This is a genomic window from Microbacterium sp. CBA3102 (genome assembly GCF_007954505.1).
Lineage (GTDB): Bacteria > Actinomycetota > Actinomycetes > Actinomycetales > Microbacteriaceae > Microbacterium > Microbacterium aurugineum.
In genome coordinates, this window is record NZ_CP042412.1 from 3,827,723 (window position 1) to 3,847,757 (window position 20,035).

Annotated in this window: 20 protein-coding genes; 10 read left to right on the plus strand and 10 right to left on the minus strand. The window is 68.0% G+C overall.

Annotated features, from left to right (window positions below; all coding sequences use genetic code 11):
• Position 1: 1 nt before the first annotated feature.
• The 4 genes from rlmB to FGL91_RS18440 form a co-directional block, all read right to left on the minus strand.
• On the minus strand, positions 2-1,015 hold the full coding sequence (gene rlmB / locus FGL91_RS18425) for a 23S rRNA (guanosine(2251)-2'-O)-methyltransferase RlmB (protein WP_153244580.1): 1,014 nt from the start codon (positions 1,013-1,015) through the stop codon (positions 2-4).
• On the minus strand, positions 1,008-2,414 hold the full coding sequence (gene cysS / locus FGL91_RS18430) for a cysteine--tRNA ligase (protein ID WP_153244581.1): 1,407 nt from the start codon (positions 2,412-2,414) through the stop codon (positions 1,008-1,010). Before cysS ends, rlmB begins: the two co-directional genes overlap by 8 nt.
• An 85-nt stretch (positions 2,415-2,499) precedes the next feature.
• Complete coding sequence (gene ispD, locus FGL91_RS18435) at positions 2,500-3,729, minus strand: 2-C-methyl-D-erythritol 4-phosphate cytidylyltransferase (RefSeq protein ID WP_153244582.1); 1,230 nt, start codon at positions 3,727-3,729, stop codon at positions 2,500-2,502.
• Between the two features lie 71 nt (positions 3,730-3,800).
• Positions 3,801-4,283 carry a CarD family transcriptional regulator gene (locus FGL91_RS18440; protein ID WP_017201416.1) on the minus strand — a complete coding sequence of 161 codons (483 nt, stop codon included), beginning with the start codon at positions 4,281-4,283 and terminating at the stop codon, positions 3,801-3,803.
• A 135-nt stretch (positions 4,284-4,418) separates the two neighbouring features.
• Here FGL91_RS18440 and FGL91_RS18445 point away from each other — a divergent pair, with 135 nt between their 5' ends.
• Positions 4,419-4,952 (plus strand): DNA modification methylase, encoded by a 534-nt coding sequence (locus FGL91_RS18445; RefSeq protein ID WP_047521526.1) that lies wholly within the window; start codon positions 4,419-4,421, stop codon positions 4,950-4,952.
• A 57-nt stretch (positions 4,953-5,009) separates the two neighbouring features.
• Here the strand turns inward: FGL91_RS18445 and FGL91_RS18450 are convergent, their stop codons facing one another.
• Both FGL91_RS18450 and FGL91_RS18455 read right to left on the minus strand, forming a co-directional pair.
• Positions 5,010-5,693, minus strand: a complete 684-nt coding sequence (locus FGL91_RS18450; RefSeq protein ID WP_047521528.1) for a response regulator transcription factor — start codon at positions 5,691-5,693, stop codon at positions 5,010-5,012.
• On the minus strand, positions 5,690-6,913 hold the full coding sequence (locus tag FGL91_RS18455) for a sensor histidine kinase (protein ID WP_153244583.1): 1,224 nt from the start codon (positions 6,911-6,913) through the stop codon (positions 5,690-5,692). The genes FGL91_RS18450 and FGL91_RS18455 overlap by 4 nt, the downstream gene beginning before the upstream one ends.
• 216 nt (positions 6,914-7,129) lie before the next feature.
• Between FGL91_RS18455 and phoU the strand changes: the two genes are divergently transcribed.
• Positions 7,130-7,840, plus strand: a complete 711-nt coding sequence (gene phoU, locus FGL91_RS18460; protein ID WP_047521531.1) for a phosphate signaling complex protein PhoU — start codon at positions 7,130-7,132, stop codon at positions 7,838-7,840.
• Between the two features lie 127 nt (positions 7,841-7,967).
• Here phoU and FGL91_RS18465 read toward each other — a convergent pair whose 3' ends face one another.
• Entirely contained in the window at positions 7,968-8,717 is a 750-nt protein-coding gene (locus tag FGL91_RS18465; RefSeq protein ID WP_047521533.1) for a phosphoglyceromutase, read from the minus strand.
• Positions 8,718-8,775: 58 nt separating this feature from the next.
• On the opposite strand from FGL91_RS18465, the gene FGL91_RS18470 reads away from it, so the two are divergent.
• A complete protein-coding gene (locus tag FGL91_RS18470; RefSeq protein WP_047521535.1) occupies positions 8,776-9,603 on the plus strand; it encodes a class I SAM-dependent methyltransferase in 828 nt (275 codons plus the stop codon).
• Positions 9,604-9,605: 2 nt separating this feature from the next.
• On the opposite strand, the gene FGL91_RS18475 is transcribed toward FGL91_RS18470, so the two are convergent.
• From FGL91_RS18475 to FGL91_RS18485, 3 genes are all read right to left on the minus strand, one after another.
• Positions 9,606-10,742 carry a YgfZ/GcvT domain-containing protein gene (locus tag FGL91_RS18475; RefSeq protein WP_153244584.1) on the minus strand — a complete coding sequence of 379 codons (1,137 nt, stop codon included), beginning with the start codon at positions 10,740-10,742 and terminating at the stop codon, positions 9,606-9,608.
• Between the two features lies 1 nt (position 10,743).
• Positions 10,744-11,346, minus strand: coding sequence for an FABP family protein (locus FGL91_RS18480; protein ID WP_047521538.1), 603 nt, complete (start codon positions 11,344-11,346; stop codon positions 10,744-10,746).
• 150 nt (positions 11,347-11,496) lie between these two features.
• The gene (locus tag FGL91_RS18485) at positions 11,497-11,787 is read right to left on the minus strand and encodes a hypothetical protein (RefSeq protein ID WP_047521540.1); all 291 of its coding nucleotides are present in this window, start codon (positions 11,785-11,787) and stop codon (positions 11,497-11,499) included.
• A gap of 73 nt (positions 11,788-11,860) precedes the next feature.
• Between FGL91_RS18485 and FGL91_RS18490 the strand changes: the two genes are divergently transcribed.
• The 7 genes from FGL91_RS18490 (at position 11,861) to pstB (ending at position 19,996) form a co-directional block, all read left to right on the plus strand.
• Complete coding sequence (locus FGL91_RS18490) at positions 11,861-12,544, plus strand: winged helix-turn-helix transcriptional regulator (RefSeq protein WP_047521542.1); 684 nt, start codon at positions 11,861-11,863, stop codon at positions 12,542-12,544.
• Positions 12,545-12,595: 51 nt separating this feature from the next.
• Positions 12,596-14,761: an RNA degradosome polyphosphate kinase gene (locus FGL91_RS18495; protein ID WP_047521544.1), complete on the plus strand. Its 2,166-nt coding sequence runs from the start codon at positions 12,596-12,598 to the stop codon at positions 14,759-14,761.
• Positions 14,758-15,747 carry an NUDIX hydrolase gene (locus tag FGL91_RS18500; RefSeq protein ID WP_131491420.1) on the plus strand — a complete coding sequence of 330 codons (990 nt, stop codon included), beginning with the start codon at positions 14,758-14,760 and terminating at the stop codon, positions 15,745-15,747. The genes FGL91_RS18495 and FGL91_RS18500 overlap by 4 nt, the downstream gene beginning before the upstream one ends.
• 171 nt (positions 15,748-15,918) lie before the next feature.
• The gene (locus FGL91_RS18505) at positions 15,919-17,019 is read left to right on the plus strand and encodes a phosphate ABC transporter substrate-binding protein PstS (protein WP_047521546.1); all 1,101 of its coding nucleotides are present in this window, start codon (positions 15,919-15,921) and stop codon (positions 17,017-17,019) included.
• Positions 17,020-17,123: 104 nt separating this feature from the next.
• Positions 17,124-18,101, plus strand: coding sequence for a phosphate ABC transporter permease subunit PstC (pstC, locus tag FGL91_RS18510; RefSeq protein WP_047521548.1), 978 nt, complete (start codon positions 17,124-17,126; stop codon positions 18,099-18,101).
• A 1-nt stretch (position 18,102) separates the two neighbouring features.
• Positions 18,103-19,188, plus strand: coding sequence for a phosphate ABC transporter permease PstA (pstA, locus tag FGL91_RS18515; RefSeq protein ID WP_047521550.1), 1,086 nt, complete (start codon positions 18,103-18,105; stop codon positions 19,186-19,188).
• A gap of 28 nt (positions 19,189-19,216) precedes the next feature.
• A complete protein-coding gene (gene pstB / locus FGL91_RS18520; RefSeq protein ID WP_047521552.1) occupies positions 19,217-19,996 on the plus strand; it encodes a phosphate ABC transporter ATP-binding protein PstB in 780 nt (259 codons plus the stop codon).
• Positions 19,997-20,035: the final 39 nt, after the last annotated feature.

The following is a 20,035-nucleotide window of genomic DNA, read 5'->3' on the forward strand; positions in this document are numbered from 1 at the left end:
GCTAGGACTGCTTCGCGGCGCGGACCGTCGCCACCTGATACAGCGCGACCGACGTCGCGATACCGGCGTTCAGCGACTCCGTCGCGGCGGAGATCGGGATCGAGACGATCTGGTCGCACGTCTCGGTGACGAGCCGCGACAGCCCCTTGCCCTCCGAACCCACGACGATCACCACGGGACGATCGGCGAGCTGCAGGTCGGGAAGCGACACATCGCCGCCACCGTCGAGTCCGAGCACGAACACGCCCTGCTTCTTGAACTCCTTGAGCTGCGTCGTGAGGTTCGTCGCGAGTGCCACCGGGATCCTCGCAGCGGCGCCCGCACTGGTCTTCCAGGCCGCGGAGTTCACCCCGGCGGAACGGCGCTGCGGCAGGATGATGCCGTGACCTCCGAAAGCGGCAGCGGATCGGATGATCGCTCCGAGGTTGCGGGGATCGGTGACACCGTCCAGCGCCACGAACAGCGGCACCTCGCCCTGGTCGATGACCTTCTCGAGGAGGTCCTGCGGGTGGGCGTACTCGTACGGGGGCACCTTGAGCGCGACGCCCTGGTGCACGCCGTCGAAGCCGGCCATGCGGTCGAGCTCCTGCCGGGTGACCTCCATCACGGGGATTCCGCGATGGGTCGCGATCGACAGCATCTCCTTGACGCGGTCGTCCATCTCCACGCGCTGCGCGATGTAGAAGGCCGCCGCGGGGATCTTCGCGCGCAGCGCCTCGAGCACCGAGTTGCGCCCGGTGACCGTCTCGGTGTCGGTGGTGTTGTCCTTCGCCCTCGCGGAGCGGTTGGGATTGCCGCCCGAGGTCTGGCGCTGTCCACCGGGCTTGCCCTTGCCCCCGGAGGCGGCATAGCGCTCAGCTGCTGCCTTGCGCTTGCCCGCGGGGTGCCAGGCGCGGTCCTCCGCCTTCGGGGTCGGACCGCGGCCCTCGAGTGCCTTGCGCCCGAGTCCGCCCGTGCCCTTGGTCGGGCCCTTCTTCTTACCGTTGCTCGCGCCGGGGCGCTGTGGCTTAGCCATCGATACTCCAATGAGTTCCGGCCGGAGTGTCCTCCAGCGTGATTCCTGCGGCGGCGATCGCGTCTCGGATGCGATCCGCCGCCGCCCAGTCCTTGTCAGCGCGAGCCTGCGCGCGCTGGGTGATCATCGTCTGGACGAGGGCGTCCAGAGTGCGGTGCTCGGCGAGGTCTGCCCCACCGGACGGGAGTTCGTCGAATCCGAGGAGGCGGACCATCGCGTCCACCTGGACGAAAGCGGTCCAGGCCTCCTCCTTCGACCCGGCGTCGAGTGCCGAGTTGCCGCGGCGCACGGTGTCGTGCAGCACGGCCAGCGCCTGAGGGACCCCCAGGTCGTCGTCCATCGCGTCCGCGAACGCATCCGGAACAGCAGCATCGCCCTCAGCGTCATCCGTCATGCCGGGAACGGCGCGGCGGACGCGAGCGGCGAAAGTGTCGATGCGCGCCAACGCGGCCTCGGCCTCCGCCCAGGACGATTCGCTGAGGTCGAGGCTCGATCGGTAGTGCGCGGCGGCGAGCGCATAGCGCACCACCCGAGGGTCATGCGCCGACAGCACGTCCGCCGCCAAGGTGAAGTTGCCCAGCGACTTGGACATCTTCTGCCCGGCCACGGTCACGAGTCCGTTGTGCACCCAGTAGCGGGCGAAACCGTCGCCCGCCGCCGTCGACTGCGCGAGCTCGTTCTCGTGATGAGGGAATCGCAGGTCGAGCCCGCCGCCGTGGATGTCGAACTCCGCGCCGAGGTAGCGCTTCGCCATGGCGGAGCACTCGATGTGCCACCCGGGACGACCGGCGCCCCACGGCGAGGTCCACGTCGCGTCCGCCGGTTCCTCCGGCTTGGCGCCTTTCCAGAGCGCGAAGTCCTGCGGGTTCCGCTTGCCTCGGGGGTCGGCGTCCTCCGCGGGCTCCATGGCGTCGATGGACTGATGCGTGAGAGAGCCGTACTCCGGCCAGGAGCGCACGTCGAAGTACACGTCTCCCGAGTCGTCGGGGGCCGGGTAGGCGTGTCCGCGGGTGATCAGACCAGCGATCAGTTCCTGCATCTGAGGAACGGATGCCGTGGCGCGAGGCTCGTAGGTCGGAGGAAGGATGCCGACACCGGCATACGCGGCCGTGAACTCCTGCTCCATGCGGTAGGCCAGTGCCCACCAGGGCTCCGCATCCGTCGCATTGGCGAGCACCTTGTCGTCGATGTCGGTGACGTTGCGCACGAAGGTGACCCGACCATAGCGGTGGGCCAACCAGCGACGCAGCAGATCGAAGCTCAGGGCCGCTCGGACGTGCCCGATGTGGGGTCCGGATTGCACCGTGGGTCCGCACACGTACATCGTGATGTTCTCGGGATCGAGAGGCACGAAGTCGCGCAACACCGCAGCGCGGGTGTCGTAGAGGCGGAGAGTCACCGCTCAAGCCTACTCGGCGACTGCTGAGCGACCGCCCCGCGATGACGATTCATGCGGCGTGTGATGTTCTGAGCGTGGTGGACCGTCACCCGTCGCGCGGATCGACGGCCACCACGACCGCGACCGCCGTCACCGCAATGCCCTCGCCCCGCCCGGGAAAACCCAGCCGGTCGGTCGTGGTCGCCGTGACGGACACGGGAGCGCCCAGCACGGAGGACAAGACACCTTCCGCCTCGCGGCGACGCACGCTGAAGCGCGGCCGGTTCCCCTGCAGCTGCACGGAGACGTTGCCGATCTCGAAGCCCGCGTCTGCCAGCAGCTCACGGGTGCGCGCGAGGAAGACCTCCGCATGTGCGCCCGCGTACTCCGGGTGCGAGGTGCCGAAGTGCTCGCCGATGTCCCCGAGGCCGGCGGCGCCGAGGAGAGCATCGACGATCGCGTGTGCGACCGCATCCCCGTCGGAGTGTCCGGAGAGGGGCTGCTCCCCCGGCCATTCCACGCCGGCGAGCCAGAGGTTCCCCTCGCCGCCGAACGCATGCACATCGGTGCCGATGCCGATTCGAGGGATGACGGGACGAGTGATCGGCGCCTCCTGCGGTGCGTGCGCCGGCGGTGCAGACGCACCGAGCAGGTGCCGGGCGCGCTCGAGGTCATCGGGGGTGGTGATCTTGAACGCTCGAGCGGAACCGTCGATGTGCCGCACCGTGTTCCCGGCCGCGGCGAACAACGCCGCGTCGTCGGTGTACTCGACCCCCGCGGAGACGGCTGCCGCGTAGGCCGCTTCGAGCGCAGCGCGGGGAAAGCCCTGCGGCGTCTGCGCCGCAGCGAGCTCGGAACGGTCTACCGCGGCCACCACGGCACCTTCCGCCACCTTCTTGAGCGTGTCGACCACGGGGAGCGCGGGCACGACTCCTTCCTGCGCGGTGACGGCACGCGCGACCGCATCGATCTGGGAGGGCGGCGTGAGGGCGCGGGCCGCGTCGTGCACGAGCACGGTCTTCACGTCCCCCCAGAGAGCGTCGAGCCCCGCGGCGACGGACTGCTGCCGCGTCGCGCCGCCCGTCACGACGCGACCGAGGTCTCGCCGGTCTCCTGCGGCGGCTTCGAGTTCCGCCAACGCGTCGCCCTCGTGGCCGGCAGGTGCGACGACGATCACCTGCGCAGGCAGGGCTGCGAACACGCCGTCCAGGGCATGCCGGAGGATCGAATGCGCGTCGATCCCCACGAGAGCCTTCGGCGCCCCCGCCTCCAGCCGAGTGCCGGAGCCGGCGGCGACGACGATGATCGCGATGTCGGGGACAGGAAGCAGGGTCACCCTCTCACGCTACCGCGTGGCAGGGACGACGAAGGGGCGGATGCCGCAGCATCCGCCCCTTCGTCGAGAACTCAGGAAGCGAGGACCTCGTCGAGCAGTGCGCCCGCCTTGTCCTCGTCGGTCTTCTCCGCGAGCGCGAGCTCGGAGATGAGGATCTGACGAGCCTTCGCCAGCATCCGCTTCTCGCCCGCCGACAACCCGCGGTCCTGATCGCGACGCCACAGGTCGCGGACGACCTCGCTCACCTTGATGACATCGCCGGAGGCGAGCTTCTCGAGGTTCGCCTTGTACCGGCGGGACCAGTTCGTGGGCTCCTCCGTGAAGGGTGCGCGCAGCACCTCGAACACGTGGTCGAGGCCCTCTTTCCCGATCACATCGCGAACGCCGACCAGGTCGACATTCTCAGCAGGAACCTCGATGATGAGATCGCCCTGGGTGACGTTGAGCTTCAGATATTTCTTCGCCTCACCCTTGATGATGCGCTCCTTGACCTCGATGATGGTCGCAGCGCCATGGTGGGGATAGACGACGGTTTCGCCAACCTCAAAAAGCATAAAAACGTGTCCTTTCGGCAACCTCAAGGATACCACAGGGCAGATGCGCTAAGGTTCGCGCCCCAGGGCCGCAGAGTCGCTCACGACTTACCCATAGAATGGATGCGGATATCCCGCCGGACCTCAGGAGGACCCGTGAAATCGCGCCTTGTTGCGTCTGCAGCCCTCAGCGCCCTCGTTCTGCTCGGCGCGACCGGGTGCACGTTCATCACCCCGCAGTCGACGAAGATCGAGTATCCGGCGTCCGACGGTGTGAACATCTCCGACGCCGACGGCCCGATCGACGTGCGCAACGCCCTCGTGATCGCGACGGAGGACGGATCGATCGGCAACTTCATCGCCGCCGTCGTGAACCCCACCGAAGAGAGCGCCACACTCACGATCTCCCTCGGAGACGGCAACGATTTCAAGGTCACGGTCCCTGCGGGCGAGACGAAGAGCCTGGGCGCCGACGAAGAGCCGCTGCGCATCGTCGGACTCGACACCAAGCCGGGTGCGACCGTCGAGATGCACTTCCAGTCCGGAGACTCCACCGGCGTCAAGGCCGACGTTCCCGTGCTCGACGGCTCTCTCCCCTACTACTCGGACCTCGTCCCCTCGGAGTCGGTGCGCACATCGGCACCGACGCCGATGCCGACCGACACGGCGGCGCCTGCTCCCTCGGAGTGACCCCGCGTCGAACACAGAGGAGGCCGGCACCTTACGGGGTGCCGGCCTCCTCTGTGTTCAGCCCTCGAAGCGGTAGCCCAGGCCGCGCACCGTGACGAGCATCACCGGTTCGCTCGGGTTCTCCTCGATGCGCGAACGGATGCGCTTGATGTGCACGTCGAGCGTCTTGGTGTCGCCGAAGTAATCGCTCCCCCAGACCCGGTCGATGAGCTGACCGCGGGTGAGCACGCGCCCGGAGTTGCGCATCAGGACCTCGAGGAGCTCGAACTCCTTCAGCGGCATGTTGATCTGCTCACCCGCGACGGACACGGTGTGCCGGTCGATGTCGAGTGAGACCCTGCCGCCGTCGAGCACGCGTTCGTCGAGCTCGCCGTCGGCCTGCACGACCCGGCGCAGCACGGCGCGCATCCGCGCGAGCAGTTCACGCGACGAGTACGGCTTGGTGATGTAGTCGTCGGCGCCCAGCTCGAGCCCGACCACGATGTCGACCTCGGAGTCCTTCGCCGTGAGCATGATGATCGGCACGGCCGACGTCGAGCGGATCTGACGGCACACCTCGGTGCCCGGCATCCCGGGCAGCATCAGGTCGAGCAGCACGATGTCCGCGCCCCGCTCCCGGAACGCGGAGAGCGCGCCGGGGCCGTCCTCCGCGATCTCCACCTCGTAGCCTTCACGGCGAAGCAGATACGCGAGCGGGTCGGCGAGGTCGGGCTCGTCCTCGACGAGAAGGATTCGGGTCATGTTCTCTCTCCGTTTCGAACGCGCGCGGATGCCGCAGCCTTGGCGGCCTTGCGCGCACGCTTCTTCTTGCTCTTCTTGCCCGAGTCGCCGTGCTCCGGGGCGTCGATCCGAGGAAGCCGGATCGTGAAGGTGGAGCCGCGTCCGGGGCGGGACCACAGCCGCACCTCCCCACCGTGGCGCTGCGTGGCGTGCTTGACGATCGACAGCCCCAGTCCCGTGCCGCCCGTGCGTCGGGAACGGGCCTCATCCGCTCGGTAGAACCGCTCGAAGATGCGCTCACGGTCCGCTTCCGCGATACCGATGCCCTGGTCCGACACCGCGATCTCGACCACTCCGTCCTCGGCGCGCACGCCGACGCCCACCCGGGACCCCCGGGGCGAGTAGACGATGGCGTTGGCGATCAGGTTGCCGACCGCCTCGATGAGGATCTGCGCGTCACCGCGCACCCAGACGCCGCGGTCCCCGCCTCTGGCGAGCTCGACGCCGGCGGAATCGGCCTGTACCACGTGGCCCTCTATCGAGGACGCGATGACCTCGTCGATCGCCACGGGACCGACCTTGGTCAGACCGTCCTCGGCCTGGAGGCGGGACAGGCTCATGATCCGGCCCGTGAGCTGTCCGAGTCGCCCGGCCTCCGCCGCGATGCGGGCGGCGAAGATGCGCACCTGCGCGGGATCGTCGGCCGCCGACTCGATGGCCTCGGCGAGAAGGCTCACTGCGCCCACCGGTGTCTTCAGCTCGTGACTCGTGTTGGCGACGAAATCCCGGCGCATCTGATCGAGGCGTTCCTGCTCGGTGACGTCGCGGATGATCAGCAGCACCAGGCGCGTGCCGATCACGCTCGCGCGCGCCGACACGAGTCGCGGATCGAGGCTCAATCCTCCCCGCGTGATGCGCATCGACTCGGTGACGGAGCCTCCTGTGTCCCGCACGACACGTACGAGCTGACGGAGCTCCGGGTTGTCGAGCGTCGCCCCGACCTCGATACCGAAGCGGGTCGCGGCCTGCGAGGAGGCGAGAACCATGCCGGAGGTGTCCACGATCGCCGCTGCATCGTCCATGCTGTGCAGAACGTCGGTGATACCGGCCGGGACGGCCAGCGACGTCTCCTCCTGCACACGTGCGCGTGCCCGGTATGCCCAGGCCACGAGCAGGGAGAGGCCGACACCGATCACCAGTCCGATGGCGAGCGAGGACAGCGCGAGCTGCGGCAAGGTCATGTCACAAGCGTAGAGTGCGTTCACCGTCCGTCCGGCGGGTTTCCGCGCCCTGGCGGGAACAGGGGAAGTACTATTCACGTGCTGGGCACCGTTCGTTAACCTTCGAAGCGGACAATCGCTTCGGGCTTGTGCGGGAGCACAGACCTGCTCTCGTGCGGACGACCCGCCGTCTCGCGCTGACACAGCCGAGATCCGAATGAAAGGTTGCGCCCCAACATGCGCGAAGTGTTCCACCAGTCCCTCGAGGATCTTCAGAACCGCCTGGTCGAGATCGCCGACCTCGTCACCGTCTCCATCGACAAGGCCACCCGGGCATTCGCCACGAGCGACGTGGCACTGGCCGAGGAGGTCATCGCCGACGACGCGAAGATCGACGAACTGGCCGTCGCCCTCGACGAGCAGGCGATCGAGATCCTCGCCCGCCAGCAGCCGGTCGCACGCGACCTGCGCATCGTCGTCACGGCTCTGCGCGTGAGCGCCTCGCTCGAGCGCATGGGCGACATGTCGGAGCACATCGCCCAGCTCGCCCGCCTCCGCTTCCCCGAGCGCGCCATCCCGAAGGGCCTCAAGGGCACGTTCGTGAAGATGGGCGAGCTCGACGTCGAGGTCGCGCGCACGCTCTCGGAGCTGCTGCGCACACAGGACCTGCGTTTCGCCGACGCCATCCGCAACGCGGACGACGATGTCGACGAACTGCACGCCACCGTCTTCGAGAAGGTGCTCAGCGACAACTGGAAGGGCGAGGCCACGGCGACCGTCGATGCCACGCTCGCCAGCCGCTACCACGAGCGTTTCGCCGACCACGCGGTGGCCGTCGCGAAGAAGGTCGTCTACCTCTCGACCGGCGACTGGGCGGTCGAGGAGGAGGACATCCCCCTCGCCGTCGAACAGCAGGAACTGGAGCAGCAGGAACACGGCCACGCCTGACCCGTCTCTCCGCCTCTCCCCCCTCCGGTTCCTCCGGACATTTCGGTCGAGACCCCCTCTGCACGTCGGCGCCCCTCCTGATTCGCGTGAATCAGGAGGGGCGCCGACGGTGTGAGGGGGTCTCGACCTACTTCTTGCCCTGCGCGGCGACGGCGGCCGCGCCGGCAGCCGCAGCCTCGGGGTCGAGGTAGCGGCCGGGACCGGTCGGGACGTTGTTCTCATCGAGCTCGTACACCAGCGGGATGCCGGTCGGGATGTTCAGCTCGGCGATGTCTTCGTCGCTGATGCCCTCGAGGTGCTTCACCAAGCCGCGCAGCGAGTTGCCGTGCGCGGTGACGAGGACCGTCTTGCCGGCTTCGAGGTCGGGGACGATCGCGCTCTCCCAGTACGGCAGCAGACGGTCGATGACGAGCTTGAGCGACTCCGTGCGGGGCACCTCGCCGTCGATGCCCTGGTAGCGGACATCGTGCACCTGGCTGAACTCGCTCTCGTCGTCGAGCACGGGCGGGGGCACGTCGAACGAGCGGCGCCACAACTGGAACTGCTCGGGACCGAACTCCTCGAGCGTCTGGGCCTTGTCCTTGCCCTGGAGCGCACCGTAGTGACGCTCGTTCAGACGCCAGGAGCGCGTCACGGGGATCCACAGACGGTCGGCGGCGTCCAGAGCGATGTTCGCCGTCTGGATCGCCCGGCTCAGCAGCGAGGTGTGCAGCACGTCCGGCAGGATGCCGGACTCGGCGAGCAGCTCGCCGCCGCGACGCGCCTCCTTCTCGCCCTGAGCGTTGAGGCGGACGTCCACCCAACCGGTGAAGAGGTTCAGTTCGTTCCACTCGCTTCGGCCATGGCGGAGCAGGATGAGGGTACGCGTCGCAGTCATGCCGCCAGTTTATCCACCTGGGACGTCCCGCCGAGTCGGATCCTGGGAGGATGGTGACATGGCGTCATCTCCCCTCGGCCGGCCGACCCGCGGCACGACGGGGACGAACCGACTCCGACGCAACGACCGTTGGATCGCGCAGAGCGACGCGCTGCGCCGCGCGCACGATCCCCTGGTCGTCGACCTCGGCTACGGTGCCAGCGGAGTCACCGCGTTCGAACTCGCTACACGTCTCGTGCGCGTCCGCGACGATGTCGAGGTGCTCGGGCTCGAGATCGACCCCGCCCGCGTCGCCACGGCCGAGGCTCAGCTCGCGGAGGTGCGGGCCGGACGGACTCCTTTCGCCGCTGATCTCCCCGTGTCGTTCGCGCGGGGTGGCTTCGAGGTCCCCCTCCCCCGAGGACGCAGTGCTGCGGCGATCCGGGCCATGAACGTCCTGCGCCAGTACGACGAGGAAGACGTGCCGGATGCCTGGGCACGCATGACCGCACGCCTGTCCCCCGGCGGCCTGCTCTTCGAAGGGACCTGCGACGAGATCGGGCGCGTGTCGAGTTGGATCGACGTCGATTCGCAGGCCACACCGCTGCGCTTCACGATCTCGCTCCGTCTCGCCGATCTCGAACGTCCGAGCGTCGTCGCCGAGCGTTTGCCGAAGGCCCTGATCCACCGCAACGTCGCCGGAGAGCGCGTGCACGATCTGCTCATCGATCTCGACCGGGAGTGGGACCGCGCGGCTCCCCTGTCGACGTTCGGCGCCACGCAGCGCTTCCTCGCCGCGGTGACCGGACTACGGGATCAGGGCTGGCCGGTGCTCGGCGGGCGCACCCGCTGGCGTCTCGGCGAGCTCACACTGCCGTGGGCCGCGGTCGCGCCGCTGCCCGGCTGAGTTCAGCTTCCGGTTCCGGGGACGGCGTCACGCGGGTCCGGCGCCGTGGGTCTCCGAGACAGCCGGGTCAGGCGCGGGACGTCTGCCGTGGCCCCCGCATCAGCCGGGACGATGACCTGCTGCGACGCGGCGATGTCGATGCCGTCGGCGCGAACCACCAGGTCGCCGATGGGCGCGCGCCGGGAGAGGATCGCGAGGGCGATCGGACCGTCTTCGTGATGACGCGCCACCGAGGTCAGGTGCCCGACCTCGTCATCGCCGGCGAAGACCGCGGCACCGGGCTCGGGCAGGACCGCATCGCTGCCGTCCAGGTGGAGCGCGGCCAGACGACGCGGCGGGTGCCCGAGGTTGTGGACCTTGGCGACGGTCTCCTGTCCGCGGTAGCAGCCCTTGCTCAGGTGCACCGCGCTGCGGATCCAGTCAGACTCATGAGGAAGCGAGCGCTCGTCGACCTCGGTCGTCCAGCGCGGGCGCCACGCCGCGACCCGCAGAGCCTCTGCGGCGAGAACGCCGGCGAACGCCTCCCGGTCGAGAGAAGCGGCGAGAGCGTCGGCCTGCTCCGCGGTGAGGATCGCCACCCGCCAGGCGTAGTCGGCCGCCGGATGCTCGATGACCTCGGAATACTGGTGTCCGCCGACGCTGATCCGCTGCCACGGGTCGGACCACACGAGTGCGGCGCCGTTCGGGGCGAACGCCGCGGCGGTCGCCGTCGCGGAGATGACGCCGCCGTCGATGTATCCGACCAGCACGAGGTCGGAGCGGAGGTCGACGGTCGCCTGTGTGCGGAACTTCATCCGCGTCAACCAGCCGGCAAGCGCCTCGGCGTCTCCGTCGTCGGCGATGAGCCACGTGGATTCGCCGTCGTCGATGACACCGGCCGCGTGCTCCACCCGGCCCTGCGGGTCGAGCACCAGAAGCTCGGTGCTGTCACCGGGGGCGAGGCGTCCCACGGCCTGTGACGTGATCGAATCGAGCCAGCTCAACCGCTCCGGACCCGCGACCTCGATCACGGCGCGATCGCCGAGCGGGGCGAGAGCCGCGCCGTCGGCGAGGCGTCGCTGCTCTCGGAACACATCGCCGAAGTGGGCGATCAGGTCGCCCTCGGCGACGGCACCGTCGACCTGGTCGAAACCGGACATCTCAGACCTTGGCCAGCCGGGCGGAGGCGTGGGAGCGCAGCGGGGTGCCGAGCGCGGCGATGTCCCACGCCCACAGCAGGTGTCCGTCGACGAGGCCGTACATGCGCGATGATGCGGTGTGCACCTTGGCGCCGGCGCTGCGCACGACGGCGTCGGAGCCGATGTCGATGCGCGGTCCGTTGATCTCGCCGATGTACAGCTCGAGGGCACCGTCTGCGTGCGCGAGCGACACCTCGATGGGGAATCCGCCGCTCGGCGCGCGTAGCTCCTCCACGTCGTCGACCGTGCGTGCGACGGCGGGCGCGGTGGGCGGGAGCAGCGCGGGACCGGGATCCGAGTCCGTCGCCGGTCGCGCGAGTCGCCAGAATCCCGTCTCGGCGAGCAGTGCCGCCGCCGGCGCACCCTCGTCGGTGAGGAAGGTGGCTGAGCCGGAGTAGTTCAGGAACGGGCCGCCGTCATGGCTGAAACTGACCCGATGGGTGAACTCACCCTGCAGGCGTTCATCGCCGACCGGGTAGTCGATGACACCGGTGCCCTCCCAGACGCCGATCAGCCACGCGAAGGGGACGAGATCGGCCGGAAGGTCGACGGGCAGTTCGATCACGATCGCGTCAGCGCTGGCCGCGGAAGAGGTTGCGCAGCACCACTGCCGAGACGAAGACGATAGCGAGGCTCGCGAGGCCCAGCAGGCCGATGAAGAAGATTTCGAGCGCCATGAGGTCCATGTCCCCCACCTTACCGCGCCCCGCCGTCGTCAGGACGGGATCAGCGCCGCGAGACCGAAACCGACCGAGATGAGCCCCATCAGCATCAGGGCGCCGATCACGCTGCTCGCCACCCGGAAGATGAATCCCTGGGTGCGGCCGTACCAGAGCTGCACGGCGAAGGAGAGCAGGACGACGCCTCCGAAGCCCACCAGCATCCAGGGGACACGCCACTCCTCCGGCACGAAGATCCCGATCGCGACGGTCGCGACGAATGCCGCCGCCCACACGACGATCACACCGACGAACGCGTTGCGTGGTGCGAGTGCTGGTTCCGTCATGACAACCATTGTTGCGCATCCGCCCCGGTATCATGGCGGCACGACGTCGATCCCCCGTCGGTGAGGAGTGCGCGTGGCCCTGGTCCTGGTTCTGACCAATGCTCCGCTCTCGGAGCAGGTCCTGCCCGCCCTTGAGCTGCTGAGCCATAGAGCGCGCCAGATCCCTGCGGAACCCGCACAGCTGGTCAACGCTCCGGAGTACGACGTCGTGATCGTCGACGGACGTCATGATCTGGTCGCCGCGAAGTCGCTGTGCCGGCTGCTGCGCGCCACAGGTCAGGACGCTCCCCTCCTCCTCGTCGTCACGGAGGGCGGCATGAGCGCTCTCTCGGGCGACTGGGGCATCGACGACGTACTGCTCGCGACCGCGGGCCCGGCGGAGATCGACGCGCGCCTCCGCCTCGCGCTGGCCCGACGCGATGAGGTCGCCGAGCCCGCGAGCGTGCAGGCTTCCGGAGTGACGATCGACGAGCAGTCGTACTCGGCGAAGCTGCGCGGCAGGCCGTTGGACCTCACCTACAAGGAGTTCCAGCTGCTGCACTTCCTGGCCACCCATCCTTCGCGTGTCTTCACGCGGGAGCAGCTGCTCAGCGAGGTGTGGGGCTACGACTACTTCGGCGGAACCCGCACGGTCGACGTGCACGTGCGGCGCCTCCGGGCGAAGCTCGGCGACCAGGAACAGATCATCGGCACGGTGCGCAACGTCGGCTATCGCTTCAACGTCAACGAAGAAGAGAGCGTCGCCGCGGGCCACTGAGGATCGACACCGTTCACACGAGCGTCACCTGGCGGTGCTTAGATGTACCCCATGATCGATCCCGCACTCGCCGACGCCGGTCTCGGTGACGCCGAAGACGACGACTTCGACGCCATCGAGTCCCCGGACTCGTTGCTGCCCGACCACCGCTACCTGGATCGCGAGCTGAGCTGGCTCGCGTTCAATCAGCGCGTGTTGGAGCTCGCGGAAGACCCGTCGCTCCCCGAACTCGAGCGGGCGAACTTCCTGGCCATCTTCGCCAGCAACCTGGACGAGTTCTTCATGGTGCGCGTCGCAGGCCTCAAGCGGCGCATCATGACCGGTCTCGCAGTGCCGACGAACATCGGTCGCTCCCCGGTCGACGCGCTGGCCGACATCTCCCGTGAGGCACACGCACTGCAGCTGCGCCACGCGGACGCGTGGAACTCGCTCGTGCGCCCCGCCCTCGCCGAATCCGGTATCGAGATCACGGACTGGTCCGAGCTCACGGACGGTGAGCGCTCCGCGCTGTCCGACTACTTCCAGGCGCAGGTGTTCCCGGTGCTGATGCCCCTCGCGGTCGACCCGGCGCACCCGTTCCCATACATCTCCGGACTCTCGCTGAACCTCGCGATCCGCATCCGCAACGCCCGCACCGGGCGCCAGGAGTTCGCGCGCATCAAGGTCCCGCCGATGCTCCCCCGCTTCGTGGAGGTTCCCGGCGCCGGCGAGATCAAGCGCTTCCTGCGCCTGGAGGAACTCATCGCCAACCACCTGGGCGACCTGTTCCCGGGCATGGAGGTGCTCGACCACCATGCGTTCCGCCTCACCCGCAATGAAGATGTGGAGATCGAGGAGGACGAGAGCGAGAACCTCATCCAGGCGCTGGAGGCCGAGCTCCTGCGCCGCCGGTTCGGTCCGCCGATCCGGCTCGAGATCACCGATGACATGGATGACGTCACGATGGATCTGCTGGTCCGCGAGCTCGACATCACGGATCTCGAGGTCTACCGCCTCCCCGGGCCTCTCGACCTCCGCGGACTCTTCGACCTCTCGCGCATCGACCGGCCCGATCTGCGCTACCCGCCGCACCTGCCCACCACGGCGGTGGCCTTCCAGCCCGCGGGATCGAGCGCACGGGCCGACATCTTCAAGGCGATCCGCAAGTCGGACGTGCTCGTCCACCACCCGTACGAGTCGTTCACCACGAGCGTGCAGGCCTTCCTCGAGCAGGCCGCCCGTGACCCGCATGTGCTCGCCATCAAGCAGACGCTGTACCGCACCTCCGGAGACAGCCCCGTCGTGCAGGCCCTGATCGACGCCGCTGAGGCCGGCAAGCAGGTCCTCGCGCTGGTCGAGGTGAAGGCCCGGTTCGACGAGGCCAACAACATCGTCTGGGCGCGCAAGCTCGAGAAGGCCGGCGTGCACGTCGTGTACGGCCTCGTGGGACTCAAGACACACTGCAAACTCGCCCTGGTCATCCGCGAGGAAGAAGGGATGCTGCGGCACTACTCCCACGTCGGGACCGGCAACTACAACCCCAAGACCAGCCGCATCTACGAGGACTTCGGGCTCTTCACCGCCGACGCACAGGTCGGCAAGGACCTGACGCGCCTGTTCAACGAGTTGAGCGGGTACGCCATCGAGAAGAAGTTCAAACGACTCCTCGTCGCCCCGCTCCACCTCCGCAAGGGACTGATCCGCCAGATCGACGCCGAGCGCAAGAACGCGGAGGCCGGGATCCCCGCCCACATCCGCATCAAGGTGAACTCGATGGTCGACGAGGAGATCATCGACGCGCTGTACCGCGCGAGCGCCGCGGGCGTGAAGGTCGACGTCTGGGTGCGTGGCATCTGCAGCCTGCGCACCGACCTGGACGGCATCAGCGACAACATCACGGTGCGCAGCATCCTCGGCCGCTATCTCGAGCACTCGCGGATCTTCGCGTTCGAGAACGCCGGTGACCCGCAGGTGTACATCGGCAGCGCGGACATGATGCACCGCAACCTCGACCGTCGCGTCGAGGCACTGGTGCGCGTGACCGACCCCGCCCATCTCAAGGAGCTCCGGACCTTCTTCGACCTGGCGATGAACGACGGCACCTCGTCATGGCACCTCGGCGCCGACGGCGTCTGGGAGCGCCACGCCGTGGATGCCGACGGAAAGCCCCTGATCGACCTGCAGGATAAGACCATGGGGTTGATCCAGCGGCGCCGCCGCGCACGGGCGGTTCGATGATCCGGCGGCAGCTGCAGCTCCCGCCCGACTCCGAGACGGGGTCGAAGTGGGCCGACAAGGCGGTATACGCCGCAGGCGCCGTGGTCTGGCGGATCATCGACGGCAAGTTGCGGATCCTCCTGATCCATCGCACCAAGTACCGGGACGTCACGCTGCCCAAGGGGAAGGTGGATCCGGGAGAGATGCTCGCCGAGACTGCCGTGCGCGAGGTGCACGAGGAGACCGGCATCCGCGTCTCCCTCGGTGTTCCCATCGGAGTGAGCCGCTACCACCTCGCCTCCCGCAAGCAGAAGGTCGTGCACTACTGGGCGGCCGAGGCGACGGAGGACGCGATCCGCGAGTCCACGTTCGTGCCCAATCGGGAGATCGCGGCGCTCGAATGGGTCAGCGTGAAGAAGGCACGCAACCGACTGAGCTACCCGGTCGACCTGGAGATCCTCGACTTCTTCTCCAACCTGGTCGATGACGGCGTGCTGCGCACCTTCCCCGTGATCGTGCTGCGCCACGCGAAGGCGCTCTCGCGCTCGGACTGGGACCGCTCGGACGCCGCACGCCCGCTCACCGAACGTGGCCGCACCCAGGCGAAGTCCATCGTCGGGCCGCTCCGCGCCTTCGGTGTGCGCAAGATCGTCACGAGTGATGCCGTGCGTTGCGTCGCGACCGTCACCCCGCTCGCGAAGGCCCTCGGCCGGAAGCCTGTGCAGACGGAGAAGATCAGCCAGGACGCCTGGGAAGACGGCGCGGCCGATCTTCGATCCGTGGTCGGACGACGAGTGCGGTCCGGAAAGCCGGCCGTGCTGTGCAGTCACGGTCCCGTGCTCCCCGGGCTGCTGTCGGAGATCGCCCTCGCGACCGGCACCGTCACCGGGTCGTATCTCGGCAGCGCCGCCGACCTCGAGCCTGCCGCGTTCTCGGTCGTGCACCTGTCGTCCACGAACCCCGGTTCCGGCATCATCGCGATCGAGACGCACATCCCGAAGGTCTGACGAGTCGACGGATTCCGGACACCACAGCCGGAATCACGCGGGAGCACCCCAGAGAGTCGCCCGTCGTTCACCTGCCGTTCACCTGCTCGGGAGAGTCTCGTTAACCGTCGCCCATAGCGTCACTGTGTGCCCTGCACCGGGCCCCACCCATCCAAGATCGAAGGATCCACAGTGAAGATCTCCCGAATCGCACGAATCGGCGCCATCGGCGCCGTCGCCGCTCTCGCCCTCGCCGGTTGCGCCGCGAACGAAGGCGGCTCCGGTTCCACCGAAGCTCCCACCGATTCCACACTCTCCGGAACGATCGACGCCACCGGCGCGTCCTCGCAGGCGGCCGCTCAGGAAGCCTGGGTCGCCGCGTTCCAGACCGCGAACCCCGACGTGACCGTCAACTACGAGCCCACCGGATCCGGTACGGGTCGCGAGAACTTCCTCGAAGGCGGCAGCAACTTCATCGGCTCCGACCGCGCGTTCAACGACGAAGAGGTGGCCGCCGGCGGCTTCGGCGCCTGCACGACCGACGACATCGTCGAGGTCCCGCTCTACATCTCGCCGGTCGCCGTCGCGTTCAACCTCGAGGGCGTCGACTCCCTCAACCTGGACGCCGCGACCATCGCGGGCATCTTCGCCGGCACCATCTCCAACTGGAACGCCCCGGAGATCGCCGCGCTGAACGACGGCGTCGAGCTGCCTGACCTGGCCATCTCGCCCGTGCACCGCTCCGACCCCTCGGGGACGCAGGAGACGTTCACCAAGTACCTCAACGCCACGGCGGGTGACGTCTGGACCTACGAGCCGGCCGACGTGTGGCCGATCCAGGGTGGCGAGGCAGCGCAGGGCACCTCCGGTGTGAAGCAGGCCATCACGGCAGGCAACGGCGCCATCGGCTTCCTCGACGCTTCGCAGGCCGAGGGCCTCGGACAGGTCGCTGTCGGCGTGGGCGGCGACTTCGTCGCCTACTCGGCCGAGGCTGCCGCCAAGCTCGTCGAGAACTCGCCGCTGGTCGAAGGCCGCGGCGCAGGGGACCTCGTCTTCGACGTCGACCCCGCCACCGCTTCGGACGGCGCCTACCCGATCGCCCTGGTCAGCTACCTGATCGGCTGCGAGCAGTACGAGGACAGCAACGTCGCGGAGCTCGTGAAGGAGTACTTCACCTACATCGCGAGCGCTGAGGGCCAGGACGCTGCGGCCGAGAACGCCGGCAGCGCACCGATCTCGGACGGCCTGCGCGATCAGGTCCTCGCCGCGATCGACCTGATCCAGGTCGGCTGATCACGCCGACACGCTGACACGGTGCCCCCGCGTCCCGACGGGGCGCGGGGGCACCTCCCGGTCAGTATCCGATCCATATCGACCCGGCCCGAAACAGGGAGATCATGAGCACGACAGCCCAGGCGCCGACACCGACGCCGACCAAGGCGCCACCTGCGCCTATCAAGGCGAAGCAGCGACTTGGCGACCGGGTCTTCTCCGGCACCGCGCTCGGGGCGGGGATCGTCATCCTCGTCGTCCTCGCGCTCGTCGCCGCCTTCCTCTTCATTCAGAGCCTCCCCGCCTTCGAGCTCGACACCAGCGACAACCACATCCTCAAGGGTGAGTCCTTCTGGTCGTACGTGTGGCCGCTCATCTTCGGAACGCTCTGGGCCTCATTCATCGCGCTCCTCATCGCCGCTCCCATCGCGATCGGCATCGCGCTGTTCATCTCCCACTACGCCCACCGGCGTCTCGCCGCGGTCCTCGGCTACATCATCGATCTGCTCGCCGCCGTCCCCTCCGTCGTCTTCGGGCTCTGGGGCGGCCTCGTGCTCGCCCCGCTCCTGCAGCCGATCTACGCCTGGCTGAATGAGAACGCCTCCTGGGTCCCCTTCTTCGGGGGCCAGGTGTCGTCGACCGGGAAGACGATCCTCACCGCGGCTCTCGTGCTGGCAGTGATGTGCATCCCGATCATGACCGCCATCTGCCGCGAGGTCTTCCTGCAGACCCCGAAGCTCCACGAGGAGGCAGCCCTCGCCCTCGGTTCCACCCGATGGGAGATGGTGCGCATGGCCGTCCTGCCCTTCGCTCGCGGCGGCATGGTCTCGGCGGCGATGCTCGCCCTCGGCCGGGCACTCGGCGAGACCATGGCTGTGACCATGGTGCTCTCCCCGTCCGCAGTGGTCACCTTCCTGGTACTCACCGCGACGAACCCCACGCCGATCCCGGCCAACATCGCCCTGGCCTTCCCCGAGGCACACGACACCGGAGTGAACACGCTGATCGCCACCGGCCTCATCCTCTTCGTCGTGACCTTCGCCGTCAATGCGCTGGCGCGATGGATCGTCGCCCGCCGCGCCGAGTTCTCGGGAGCCAACTGACATGACCGTCCTGACCGCCGCTCCCGCGAGCACCGCGTCGCTCACCTCGGGCAAGCTCCCCAAGTGGGCTCCGTGGGCGCTGCTCGCGGCATCTTTCGCCATCTCGGCCGCGATCTTCGCCGTGGCCGCGGCCGGTTCCAGCCTCGCCGACTTCAACATCGTCGGTACCGTGATCTGCGGGATCCTGATCTACATGGTGATCATCACCGTGATCTCATCCATCGCGGAGAGTCGCCGCAAGGCGATCGACAGGCTCATGACCGCACTGGTCGCGACAGCCTTCCTCATCGCGCTCCTGCCCCTCATCTCGTTGCTCTGGACGGTCGTCGCCAACGGCATCGAGCGCTTCGACCTGGAGTTCTTCTCTTACTCGATGCGCAACGTCGTCGGCGAAGGCGGTGGAATCGTCCACGCCATCTGGGGCACTGTGCTCATCACGCTGACAGCCACCGTCATCTCCGTGCCCATCGGCCTGATGACCTCGATCTACCTCGTCGAGTACGGCCGCGGGAAGATCGCGAAGGCGATCACCTTCTTCGTCGACGTGATGACCGGCATCCCCTCGATCGTGGCGGGTCTGTTCATCTACGCAGTGTTCTCGCTGCTGGTGCGCCCGGGCATCTCGATGGGATTCATGGGAGCTCTCGCGCTTGCCGTGTTGATGACCCCCGTGGTCGTGCGAGGCAGCGAAGAGTTGCTGCGCATCGTCCCCAACGAGCTGCGAGAGGCGTCCTACGCCCTCGGAGTGCCGAAGTGGCTCACCATCCTGAAGGTCGTGCTGCCGACGTCGATCGCGGGCATCATGACGTCGATCATGCTGGCCATCTCGCGGGTGATCGGAGAGACGGCGCCGCTTCTGCTCACTGCCGGCTTCACCCAGAGCCTGAACACGAACATCTTCAACGGGCAGATGATGACGCTGCCGGTGTTCGCCTACAACCAGTACATGAACCAGGGCACGAACCCGGACGCGGCGATCGCCCGCGCCTGGGCGGCGGCCCTCACCCTCATCCTCATCGTCATGCTGCTGAATCTGCTCGCCCGACTCATCGCGAAGCTGTTCGCACCCAAGCTCGCCGGCCGCTGAGCGGCGGCCCACCCGGAATAGGAAACACGTGTCCAAGAGCATCGAAGTCAACGACCTCAACGTCTACTACGGCGACTTCCTCGCCGTCGAAGGCGTCTCCCTCGACATCCAACCGCGCAGCGTCACAGCCTTCATCGGCCCCTCGGGCTGTGGCAAGTCGACGTTCCTTCGCACCCTCAACCGCATGCATGAGGTCATCCCCCGCGCACGCGTCGAGGGCGAGGTCCTGCTCGACGGCAAAGACCTCTACGGCCCCGGAGTCGACCCGGTGCTCGTGCGCCGCCAGGTGGGCATGGTGTTCCAGCGGCCGAATCCGTTCCCCACCATGTCGATCAAGGAGAACGTGCTCGCCGGGGTCAAGCTCAACAACAGCCGCATGTCGAAGAGCGACCAGGATGCCCTCGTCGAGAAGTCCCTCACGGGTGCGAACCTGTGGAACGAGGTCAAGGACCGGCTCGACAAGCCGGGTTCCGGGCTCTCCGGCGGCCAGCAGCAGCGACTGTGCATCGCCCGCGCGATCGCCGTGTCGCCGCAGGTCCTGCTGATGGACGAGCCGTGTTCGGCCCTGGACCCCATTTCGACCTACGCGATCGAAGAGCTCATCAGCGAACTCAAGAACGAGTTCACGATCGTCATCGTCACGCACAACATGCAGCAGGCCTCGCGCGTGTCGGACAAGACGGCGTTCTTCAACATCGCCGGCACCGGCAAGCCCGGCAAGCTCATCGAGTACGACGACACCATGTCGATCTTCACCACCCCCTCTGTGCAGGCCACGGAGGACTACGTCTCCGGCCGCTTCGGCTGACCCCTCGCGCGGGGACTTCGAAAACCCAGACCATTCGCG

Excerpts from the sequence above, each read along its gene's own strand:
- rlmB (WP_153244580.1), bottom strand. The coding sequence starts at position 1,015 with ATGGCTAAGCCACAGCGCCCCGGCGCGAGCAACGGTAAGAAGAAGGGC.
- FGL91_RS18440 (WP_017201416.1), bottom strand. The coding sequence starts at position 4,283 with ATGCTTTTTGAGGTTGGCGAAACCGTCGTCTATCCCCACCATGGCGCT.
- FGL91_RS18450 (WP_047521528.1), bottom strand. The coding sequence starts at position 5,693 with ATGACCCGAATCCTTCTCGTCGAGGACGAGCCCGACCTCGCCGACCCG.
- FGL91_RS18455 (WP_153244583.1), bottom strand. The coding sequence starts at position 6,913 with ATGACCTTGCCGCAGCTCGCGCTGTCCTCGCTCGCCATCGGACTGGTG.
- phoU (WP_047521531.1), top strand. The coding sequence starts at position 7,130 with ATGCGCGAAGTGTTCCACCAGTCCCTCGAGGATCTTCAGAACCGCCTG.
- FGL91_RS18465 (WP_047521533.1), bottom strand. The coding sequence starts at position 8,717 with ATGACTGCGACGCGTACCCTCATCCTGCTCCGCCATGGCCGAAGCGAG.
- FGL91_RS18470 (WP_047521535.1), top strand. The coding sequence starts at position 8,776 with ATGGCGTCATCTCCCCTCGGCCGGCCGACCCGCGGCACGACGGGGACG.
- FGL91_RS18475 (WP_153244584.1), bottom strand. The coding sequence starts at position 10,742 with ATGTCCGGTTTCGACCAGGTCGACGGTGCCGTCGCCGAGGGCGACCTG.
- FGL91_RS18485 (WP_047521540.1), bottom strand. The coding sequence starts at position 11,787 with ATGACGGAACCAGCACTCGCACCACGCAACGCGTTCGTCGGTGTGATC.
- FGL91_RS18495 (WP_047521544.1), top strand. The coding sequence starts at position 12,596 with ATGATCGATCCCGCACTCGCCGACGCCGGTCTCGGTGACGCCGAAGAC.
- FGL91_RS18500 (WP_131491420.1), top strand. The coding sequence starts at position 14,758 with ATGATCCGGCGGCAGCTGCAGCTCCCGCCCGACTCCGAGACGGGGTCG.
- pstC (WP_047521548.1), top strand. The coding sequence starts at position 17,124 with ATGAGCACGACAGCCCAGGCGCCGACACCGACGCCGACCAAGGCGCCA.
- pstA (WP_047521550.1), top strand. The coding sequence starts at position 18,103 with ATGACCGTCCTGACCGCCGCTCCCGCGAGCACCGCGTCGCTCACCTCG.